Source organism: Pantoea sp. Pa-EAmG (assembly GCF_030024295.1).
In the GTDB taxonomy this organism is placed as follows: domain Bacteria; phylum Pseudomonadota; class Gammaproteobacteria; order Enterobacterales; family Enterobacteriaceae; genus Pantoea; species Pantoea dispersa.
In genome coordinates this window covers 20,067-30,123 of record NZ_JASEWO010000040.1, presented here as the reverse complement: position 1 = coordinate 30,123, position 10,057 = coordinate 20,067, and the positions used below count along the sequence as shown (strand labels likewise).

General features: G+C 59.7%; 8 protein-coding genes. 5 read left to right on the top strand and 3 right to left on the bottom strand.

Going from position 1 to position 10,057, the window contains the following annotated elements:
- Positions 1-114: 114 nt before the first annotated feature.
- Positions 115-1,536, bottom strand: coding sequence for an exodeoxyribonuclease I (gene sbcB / locus QMM04_RS08100; RefSeq protein WP_058757323.1), 1,422 nt, complete (start codon positions 1,534-1,536; stop codon positions 115-117).
- Positions 1,537-1,738: 202 nt separating this feature from the next.
- Here sbcB and dacD point away from each other — a divergent pair, with 202 nt between their 5' ends.
- From dacD to tmaR, 3 genes are all read left to right on the top strand, one after another.
- On the top strand, positions 1,739-2,905 hold the full coding sequence (gene dacD / locus QMM04_RS08095) for a serine-type D-Ala-D-Ala carboxypeptidase DacD (RefSeq protein ID WP_031280074.1): 1,167 nt from the start codon (positions 1,739-1,741) through the stop codon (positions 2,903-2,905).
- 162 nt (positions 2,906-3,067) lie between these two features.
- Positions 3,068-4,126 (top strand): FUSC family protein, encoded by a 1,059-nt coding sequence (locus QMM04_RS08090; protein WP_021509368.1) that lies wholly within the window; start codon positions 3,068-3,070, stop codon positions 4,124-4,126.
- A 171-nt stretch (positions 4,127-4,297) separates the two neighbouring features.
- Complete coding sequence (gene tmaR / locus QMM04_RS08085; RefSeq protein ID WP_282995965.1) at positions 4,298-4,618, top strand: PTS system regulator TmaR; 321 nt, start codon at positions 4,298-4,300, stop codon at positions 4,616-4,618.
- 43 nt (positions 4,619-4,661) lie between these two features.
- Here tmaR and QMM04_RS08080 read toward each other — a convergent pair whose 3' ends face one another.
- The gene (locus QMM04_RS08080) at positions 4,662-5,729 is read right to left on the bottom strand and encodes a LacI family DNA-binding transcriptional regulator (RefSeq protein WP_282995964.1); all 1,068 of its coding nucleotides are present in this window, start codon (positions 5,727-5,729) and stop codon (positions 4,662-4,664) included.
- Between the two features lie 99 nt (positions 5,730-5,828).
- On the opposite strand from QMM04_RS08080, the gene QMM04_RS08075 reads away from it, so the two are divergent.
- Positions 5,829-6,599 carry a YdcF family protein gene (locus tag QMM04_RS08075; protein ID WP_282995963.1) on the top strand — a complete coding sequence of 257 codons (771 nt, stop codon included), beginning with the start codon at positions 5,829-5,831 and terminating at the stop codon, positions 6,597-6,599.
- 216 nt (positions 6,600-6,815) lie between these two features.
- Here the strand turns inward: QMM04_RS08075 and QMM04_RS08070 are convergent, their stop codons facing one another.
- Positions 6,816-7,727 carry a ketopantoate reductase family protein gene (locus QMM04_RS08070; RefSeq protein WP_282995962.1) on the bottom strand — a complete coding sequence of 304 codons (912 nt, stop codon included), beginning with the start codon at positions 7,725-7,727 and terminating at the stop codon, positions 6,816-6,818.
- Positions 7,728-7,938: 211 nt separating this feature from the next.
- Between QMM04_RS08070 and fusA the strand changes: the two genes are divergently transcribed.
- Positions 7,939-10,038, top strand: coding sequence for an elongation factor G (gene fusA, locus QMM04_RS08065; protein WP_125310088.1), 2,100 nt, complete (start codon positions 7,939-7,941; stop codon positions 10,036-10,038).
- The last annotated feature ends 19 nt before the right edge of the window (positions 10,039-10,057 follow it).

Below are 10,057 nucleotides of genomic sequence, written 5' to 3'. Positions count from 1 at the left end.
CCGCCCGAGCGTGTGTCAGGTATCAGCCCAGTAGCTGTACCAGAACGCACCATACCTCCCCCTCTCCCTGTGGGAGAGGGCCGGGGTGAGGGCATCAGCCCGCACGAAACCCTGCTACGACACCAGCTCCTGCGCATACAAATACAGCGCTTTCAGCTGCGCCATCTTCTCTGCATCGCCCTCATGCAAACTGGCCAGCGACTCCAGCTCCAGCAAAAACGCCTGTACCCGCTCCGCATTAAGCTGCTCGCGGCGGTGCTGCAGCCAGCGCTGCTGCTCTTTATCATCCAGCGTGCCGGGGAAGTTGCGGGCGCGATAGCGGAACAGCAGCTTCGCGATACGCTTATCCTCAAAGGTCAAATCCAGCGCCGGCAGGTTCTGCGGCGGCGTCTGGCGCAGGATGTTCATGCCGGCGCGATCGGCGTCGCTGAAGAAGCCGTCATACAGCTGCGCATCAACATCCTCCGACGGCGTGAACGGCTCCGCTTCGGCAAACAGCGTCACCACATTTTCCCGCACTTCGGCATGCTGGCGCAGCAGTGCCAGATTCGCCAGACAGTGCTGACGATCGATACCCAGTCGTTCGGCATCTTCCGGGCGCAATGTATTGGCCGGGGCCAGCACCGGGCACTTATTGATGTGCACCAGCTTGATCGGCACCGCCGGCAAATCGCCCAGATCGCTGTGTCGCGTATACAGCCGCTCGCGCAACTCATCTGGCGACAGCGTCAGCAGCGGCGTCATGTCGCCGGCCAGATCGGCCACGATCAGCGCGTTTTTGTTATCCGGATGCCACGCCAGCGGCACAATCCAGCTGGTATTGCCGCGCGCCGCGCCGAACATGCCGGAAACGTGCACCAGCGGCTTCATCTGCGGAATATCAATCAGCGTCATCAGTTTCTGCTTGTTGCGATGGGTAAACAGAAACTCAAACAGCTTCGGCTGCTTCTCCTGCACCAGCTTTGCCATCGCCAGCGTGGCGTACACATCGGACATCGCATCGTGCGCCTGTTCGTGTGCCACGCCGTTAGCCTGGGTGAGATGCTCCAGCTTAAAGCTCGGGAAACCGTCGTCGTTCTCCGGCCAGACGATGCCTTCCGGGCGCAGCGCATAGCAGGCGCGCATCACGTCGAGCAGATCCCAGCGCGAATTGCCGTTCTGCCAGCTCCAGCCATACGGGTCGATAAAGTTGCGGTAGAAGATATTGCGCGTCACTTCGTCATCGAAGCGCACGTTGTTGTAACCGATCACACAGGTCTGCGGTTCGCTGAACAGCGCGTGAATGCGCTGAGCAAACTCCACTTCCGGCACGCCGCGCGCGTTGGCCACCTGCGGCGTGATACCGGTGATCATTACCGCTTCCGGCTGCGGCAGGTAATCGTCCGCGAGCTGGCAGTAAAACACCTGCGGTTCGCCTACGGCGTTAAAGGCTTTGTCGGTGCGCAGGCCTGCAAATTGCGCCGGACGATCCAGCGACGGGCTTTTGCCGAAGGTTTCATAATCGTGGAACAGAAAAGTGAACTCAGAGGCGGGCACGGCGTTATCCTGGCTATGGAAAATCAACGCACAGAATAGTCGTCAGCCCGGTACAGCACAACCTCGATCGCCATCGCTGCGAGCGGGCGCGCAGCATTTGTCCGCGGTTCATACTTTTTTTCAATTTATTCAGATATCAAAGCGCTATTTGCCGTAAAACGTGCGGCGGTAAATTCATTAATTTGATGTTGAGGAAGAAGTGTTGAAAAGGCGTCTGTTGGTAACTGTATCTGGAATGATTGTTTGGGCATCGCTGGCGCACGCGGATGACAGCATGCCGTTTCCCCTGACGCCGCCGGCCATTGATGCCGCGTCCTGGGTGCTGATGGACGCCACCACCGGGCAGATCCTCACCGCGGGCAACCCGGACGCGGAGCGCAACCCGGCCAGCCTGACCAAACTGATGACCGGTTATGTCGTCGACCGCGCGGTCGATCAGAAGAAAATCACCCGCGACGATGTGGTCACGGTGGGTAAAGACGCGTGGGCCGCCGGCAATCCGGTGTTTAAAGGCTCGTCGCTGATGTTTCTTAAGCCGGGCGATAAAGTCACCGTGCGCGACCTGATGCGCGGCGTGATCATTGATTCCGGCAACGACGCCTGCGTGGCACTGGCCGACTATGTGGCCGGCAGTCAGGAGAGCTTCGTCAACATGATGAACAGCTACGTGCAGAAGCTCGGTCTGACGCACACCCACTTCGAAACCGTGCACGGTCTTGATGCGCCGGGGCAGCACACCACCGCGCGCGATCTGGCGGTGCTGTCGCGCGCCATCATCAACGGTGAGCAGGATTTCTACGCCATGTACAGCGAGAAAACCCTCAGCTTCAATGGCATTACTCAGAACAATCGTAACGGCCTGCTGTGGGATCAGAATCTGCACGTCGACGGCATGAAAACCGGCCACACCGAGAGCGCCGGGTTCAACATCGTCGCCTCGAACATCGTCGGTCGCCATCGTCTGATTGCGGTGATCATGGGCGGGAAAAGTTCGAAGGGACGTGAAGAGCAGGCGCGTAAACTGCTGGTGTGGGGACAGAACAACTTCGACACCGTGCAGCTGTTCCACGCCGGGAAAAAGATCGGCAGCGAAAACGTCTGGTACGGCAACCCGCACAAAGTGGACGTCGGTACCACCGAAGATATCTATCTGTCACTGCCGCGCAGCGAAGTGTCGAACGTGATGGCGAAGTATGTGATCAATCGTAAAGACCTCGAAGCGCCACTCAAAGCCGGCGAGCAGGTGGGCGAAATTCAGGTGCTGGATAAAGACAAGCAGCTGGCCAGCTATCCGCTGTACGCGCTGCAATCGGTCGATGAAGCAGGCATCATCACGCGCATCAGCGATTACGTGAAACAGAAACTGTAAGCCGTCGGGCAATAAGCAACCGCTGCGTTACATCCTTGTGTGCACTGAGAAAACAAGATGTAGCGCAGTTGTATTATTGCGCAAAAAGTTGCGCCAGCCCCTCAATGTTCGTGCTGTGCCAGGGTAACATAGCGCGCAAATTTTTATCGCACCCGGACCACCATGTTACGCGCTGACAAGCCCATCTCTCCGATTGAGTTCTGGTTTTACCGCCACTACCGCGCCGTGCACGGCGTACGCATCGCTATCGCCTTTGTGCTGTGCTTCCTGTTTGTCCGTCTGACCGATATTCCGGAAGGCACCTGGCCGCTGATTACGCTGGTGGTGGTGATGGGACCGATCTCCACCTGGGGCAATGTTTTGCCGCGCGTGGTGCAGCGTATCAGCGGTACCTTTGCCGGGCTGATATCAGGGCTGATCGCGCTGAAGCTGGAGCTGCTGTCACTGCCGCTGATGCTGGTGTGGTGCTTTATCGTGATGATCGTCTGCGGCTATCTGACGCTGGGCAAACACCCGTATATGGCACTGCTGATCGGCATCACGCTCGGCGTGGTGGTCGGCGCGCCGGCCGGCGATTTCACCGTGGCGCTGTGGCGCGGCGGCGATGTGATTCTCGGCTCGCTGATGGCCTTGCTGTTCAGCGCCATCTGGGCGCAGCGCGCCTACACTCACTGGCGCATTCAGCTGTCGGACGCCTTTATCAACATGGCGAAGATTCATCACGCTGGCTTTTCTGCCAATCTGGTGGAGAAGCCGCGCCTCAATCCGCGCTTCCAGAAGCTGCTCACCAGCGTGATCAAAATGCGCGCGCTGCTGGAGCCGGCGAGCAAAGAGACGCGTATCCCTAAATCGGTGTTTGAAGCCATTCAGACCATTAACCGTAATATGGTTAACACCATGCAGATGCAGATTGAAGCCTGGTGGGCGTCGCGCGAGAGCCATCTGATTTTGCTTAACGCGCCGACGCTACGCCGCACGCAGCAGATGACCGAGAACACCCTGAACGCGCTGGCGGCGCTGATGGTGAAAGGCGAGACCGAACAGGTGATTGCCAACAGCCACGAGCTGGAAGCCATTACCCAGGAGCTGGAAGCGCTGATCGCCAACGGCAGCGCGCGGCTGGAGACCACCGCGATTTACGGTTACGTCTGGCTGAGTCTGGAGCAGGCGCGTCAGCTGGAGCGCATGACAGACCTGGTGCGTCTGGCGCTGCGCAAATAGTTTTCTCAGGCAATGACTTAGTGCGAATTGCCCTTTCTTTGCGCTAAGATAAGTGCCAGTCCGAATTTAGCGGTGAAAATTGCGAACCCGGCTTATAAGCCGGTAAGCTAAATGTCTTCCCGGTTTATGACTATTTTGCCTGCCGCGGCAGGCCACAAGAAAGGTGCCAACATGGAAAATGCCAAGCAATCATTTCAGGACGTACTGGAGTTTGTGCGTATGTTTCGTCGTAAAAACAAACTGCAGCGCGAAATCGTGGATAACGAGAAGAAAGTCCGTGATAACCAGAAACGTGTGTTGCTGCTGGACAACCTGAGCGAGTACATCAAACCTGGTATGAGCGTGGAAGCGATTCAGGAAATCATCGCCAGCATGCGCGTGGATTATGAAGATCGCGTAGACGAGTACATCATCAAAAACGCCGATCTGTCGAAAGAGCGTCGCGAGCTGTCGAAAAAGCTCAAAGCGATGGGCGAACCAAAAGGGCAGTAAGCCTCACGGGCCTGATACCCGCGTTTTGCTCCAGGGTCGCCATTTATGGCGACCTTTTTAATGCCCGCGCCAGCTGCTGTAACTGATGCGCAATCTCCGCCACATCCACCTGCTGCTGCAACGGCGCCGCTGTGGTGGCGCGCAGGACCAGCTCGGTCTCCAGCGGCTGACTGTCCGGTATCTCTCCCTCCAGCTGCGCCAGCAGACGATCGACGCTCACTGTGCCTAACTGCTGTAAATCCTGGCGCACCGTGGTCAGCGGTGGCTGATACCACGCGCTCTCCGCCGTATCGTCGTAACCGATGATCGATATCTCCGCCGGAATTCGTACGCCATGCTGATGCAGCGCGCGCATCGCGCCCAGCGCCATTTGATCGTTAGCCACCAGCAGCGCCTGCGGCAGCTGGTCGGGCAGCCGGGTCAGCAGCGCCTGATAGCCGGACGCCGCGCTCCAGTCACCGCTCAGCACACAGACCGGCGCAAGATGATGACGCGCCAGCGCCTGTTGCCAGGCGCTAAATCGCGCCCGCGCTGACGCGGAGCTGGCAGGCCCGTTCAGCACGCCAATCTGCCGGTGGCCGAGCGCCACCAGATGATCCACCGCCTGCTGCGCACCGCTGGTGCTCCGGTACTGACACTGCGCCACGGCAGCGCTGCGCTCCACATCCAGAAACAGCGTCGGTTTGCTGCCGCACTGCTGCTGAATCTGCGCCGCCTGCGCGGCATCCAGCGGCAGGTTGATCAGCAGAGCATCGACGCGCTGCGCCAGCAATTCATGCACCGTGTCCTGCGCGTGGCTGGTGGCATTAGCCATGGCGATTACCAGATGATAGCCCTGTGCCGCCGCGCGCTGCTGAATCGCCGAAGCAATCTGCGCCGGTGCCATTAGCGCCAGATCGCTGGTCGCCAGCCCGAGCGTGCGCGTGGCCTTGCCTGCCAGCTGCTGCGCGACCCGATTTGGCACGTAGCTGAGCTGCTGCATCGCGGCTTCCACCCGCGCGCGGGTGCGGGGTGACACCTGCGCGGAATGGTTCAGCACCCGGGAAACCGTTTGATAGGAGACGCCAGCCAGCCGGGCGACATCGTCAAGCGTTACGGAACGCGCTGTCATTGATCCCTCCTGATGAGAATGCGGCGAGTGTAGCAAATTTTTCCCTGCCGTCGCGGTATTAAGGCGTTACACTGCCAGTGATAACGCAAGGAGAAAGTGATGCAGCTCAATGACCATCAAATTCAGGATATCAACACCATTGCCGCCTGGCTGGCGCTCGATCAGCTGCCAAAGGACGGTACGCTGGAGGTCGATTTAGCCATACTTGCGGGACATGCGGTGCTGCCGAACGTCGAAGCGATGATTGCGCTGGCGAAGAAATATCAGCTGCCGTTGCTAATCAGCGGCGGCATCGGTCATTCAACCGCGCTGCTGGCCGCGATGATTGCCAGCCATCCGCTCTATCGCCAGATCGACACCGCCGGCAAGGGCGAAGCGCAGCTGCTGGGCGAGATGGCGCGCGTGTTCGCTGAGCTGCCTGACGATCAGCTGCTGCTGGAAACCGCCTCACGCAACTGTGGCGAAAACGCCGCCCTGAGCCAGCGCCTGCTGGATGAGCAGCAGTGGCAGCCGCAGCGCGTGCTGCTGGTGCAGGATCCGTTGATGCAGCGCCGCAGCTGGGAAACCTTCCGCTGGCAGTGGCGCGATCGCGAGCATGCGCCGGAATTCATCAGCTGGCCGGTGTTTGTGCCGCAGGTGATGATGGATGCGGGCATGCTGCGCATCGTTGGCGCGCCGCCGCAGGGGTTGTGGTCAGTGGAGCGTTTCCTGTCGCTGCTGATGGGCGAGGTGCAGCGCCTGCGTGACGACGCCAGCGGCTACGGCCCGAACGGCAAGGGGTTCTTCGGACACGTTGATGTACCCGACGCGGTCGAAGCAGCCTGGCAGCGCCTGATGCAGCTGCCCGGCGTGCAGTCGCGGTTGGGTTGAGCCGTCACCAAAAGCATATGTGATTGAGTAAAGAGAATATTCTGCCTTATCCGTAGCGGCGCAATTTATTGCGCAACCGGCCGCGGTGCGGAAATGCACATTGCGCGATAAATCGCGCCGCTACGGTTTGTGCGACTGGCTGGTGCCGCAATGACATGTCGCACAAATAACAGGATGCGCATTCATGCGCACCTGGCACGCCACGCACCGGACCGATCACCGCGTCTGCAAATACACCTGCAAATTCACATACACCGCGTTCAGCAGCGGCGTCGCCACCGCATGGCGCGCGCCGCGCACCAGCAAATCGCCGATGATCTGATCGGCTTCGATATCGTAGCCCTGGATTAAATCGCGGTACATGGATGAGGTCATCGCCGCATCAGGATTGTTCAGCGTCTCATAAATCTTCGCCGTCACGGCCGGACGCTGTTGGTAGCCATCGGCGGTGATCACCGCCAGCACCTCGGCGAAAATGCCCTGTAGCAGCGCTTCACCACCGGCTGAACGCAGGATGTGCTGCGTATTGCCGCGCGCCACACAGCACACGGCACCCAGCGTGCTCAGCAGCAGCCACTTTTCCCACAGCTCACTGATAATGTTATCGGCGAACACGCTATCAAACTGCGCATCACGCAGCGCGGCATCCACGCGCGCCAGACGGGCATCGTTGTTGCCGTCCAGCGCGCCGTAGTAAAGCATGTGCAGCGGCGAGAGCTGCATCACTTCGCCGTGCTCGCCCAGCGTGGCGTGAATCTTACACAGCCCGCCAATCACCTTGTCACCGAAACGTGCGCGCAGCGTATCAATGTGACGCATACCATTGAGGACCGGCATGATCAGCGTCTGCGCGCCAACCGCCGGAGCGATGTCTTCAATCGCCTGTTCCAGCGCAAAGCTTTTCACCGTCAGGATAATCAGATCGTAATCACCGGTCAGCGTCGAGGCCAGCGCCAGCTGCGGTTGCAGCACCGTGCTGCCCTCCGGCGTTTGCAGCACCAGTCCGGTCTGTTGCAGCTGCTGCTGGCGGCGCTCGCGCACCAGAAAGGTCACATCACGGCCGGCCTGCGCCAGGCGCGCGCCAAAGTACCCGCCGGTGGCACCGGCTCCCACAATCAGAATACGCATGGACTGTTTTCCCGTTAAGCATGAAAGCCTTACCTTAAAACGCTGCGCTTCACTGCGCCACACCGCAAATGCGGAAAACCGTGACAATCTCAGCGATGAGCAAAAAAAGCTCAAACTGTTCGTATTCATTCGTACAATGGGTTTATGCTGGGGCACAGCGGCGGGCAATGGTGCCTGCCGGTTTTTTTCGTCAACAGACTAAGGACGCATCATGCCCCGACCCCTCCCCATCGAACGTTATCGCAACATCGGCATCTCCGCGCACATCGATGCCGGTAAAACCACCACCACTGAGCGCATCCTGTTTTACACCGGAATGAGCCACAAGCTGGGTGAAGTGCACGATGGCGCGGCAACCACCGACTGGATGGCGCAGGAGCAGGAGCGCGGCATTACCATCACCTCGGCGGCGGTCAGCTGCTACTGGCCGGGCATGGACGGCAGCTTCACGCCGCACCGTATCAACATCATTGATACTCCCGGACACGTTGACTTCACCATTGAAGTGGAGCGCTCAATGCGCGTGCTGGATGGCGCCGTGATGGTGTACGACGCGGTCGGTGGCGTTCAGCCGCAGTCAGAAACCGTGTGGCGGCAGGCGAATAAATACCACGTGCCGCGCATTGCGTTCGTCAACAAGATGGACCGCCAGGGCGCGGACTTTTTCCGCGTGGTGCAGATGATGAAAGATCGCCTGCAGGCGCATCCGGTGCCGATTGTCATTCCCATCGGCGCTGAAGAGCAGTTCAGCGGGGTCATCGATCTCAACAAAATGCGCGCCATCTACTGGGACGATGCCAGCCAGGGCATGAGCTTTAGCTATGCGCCGATTCCGGACGCGCTGCAGGCGCAGGCGGCGGAGTGGCGGGAAAACATGGTGGCAGCAGCGGCAGAAGCCAGCGAAGCGCTGATGGATCGCTATCTGGAGCAGGGCGATCTCAGTGAAGACGAGGTGATTGCCGGGCTGCGGCAGCGCACGCTGGCGGGCGAAATCCAGCCGATGCTGTGCGGCAGCGCGTTTAAAAACAAAGGGGTGCAGCGCATGCTCGATGCGGTCATCGAACTGATGCCTTCGCCGCTCGACGTGCCGCCGGTCGCCGGCATCAACGAGCGCGGCGAACACGACGAACGCCATGCTGACGATGAGGAACCTTTCTCGGCGCTGGCGTTCAAGCTGATGAGCGATCCTTACGTCGGTCAGCTGACCTTTGTGCGCGTCTATTCTGGCGTGCTGCGCAAGGGTGACAGCGTGTGGAACGCGGTGAAAGGGCGTAAAGAGCGCATTGGCCGCATCGTGCAGATGCAGGCTAACGATCGCATCGAAATTGATGAGATCCGCGCCGGCGATATTGCCGCCTGCGTCGGGCTGAAAGAGGTCACCACCGGCGAAACGCTGTGCGATCCTAATGCGGTAATCACGCTGGAGCGCATGGAATTTCCCGATCCGGTGATTTCGCTGTCGATTGAGCCAAAGACCAAAGGCGATCAGGAAAAAATGGGGCTGGCGCTGCAGCGGCTGGCGGCAGAGGATCCGTCGTTCCGGCTGCACACCGATGAGGAGTCCGGTCAGACCATCATCTCCGGCATGGGTGAACTGCATCTGGAGATCATCGTCGATCGTCTGAAACGCGAGTTTGGCGTGGAAGCCAATATTGGCCGGCCGCAGGTGACCTACCGCGAAACCATCCGCAAAACGGTGCGCGAGGTGGAAGGGAAATTTGTGCGTCAGTCGGGCGGTAAAGGCCAGTATGGTCACGTGGTGCTGACGCTCGAGCCGCAGGCGGCCGGAAGCGGTTTCGCCTTTGAAGATGCGACCAAAGGCGGCGTGGTGCCGCGCGAATTCATTCCTTCGGTGGAGAAGGGCATTCGTGAAGCGCTCAACAGCGGCGTGCTGGCCGGTTATCCGGTGGTCGATATCAAAGCCACACTGACGTTTGGCTCTTATCATGACGTTGACTCGTCGGAGATGGCGTTCCGCATGGCGGCGATCTTTGGCTTCAAAGCGGCAGCGAAGCAGGCCGATCCGGTGATACTTGAGCCGGTGATGCAGGTGGAAGTGGAGACGCCGGAAGAGTATGCCGGCGGCGTGATGGGCGATTTGTCATCCCGGCGCGGCACGCTGCAGGGCATGGACGAGCGTTTCGGCGCGCGCATTATCCGTGCTGAAGTGCCGCTGGCCGAGATGTTTGGCTACGCCACCACGCTACGCTCAATGTCGCAGGGTCGCGCCACGTACAGCATGGAGTTTGCCCACTACGCCGAAGCACCGCGTAACGTCGCGGAGGCGATTATCGCGGCTCGCGCACAGTAAGCTTGCTGGCGGCAGGGAT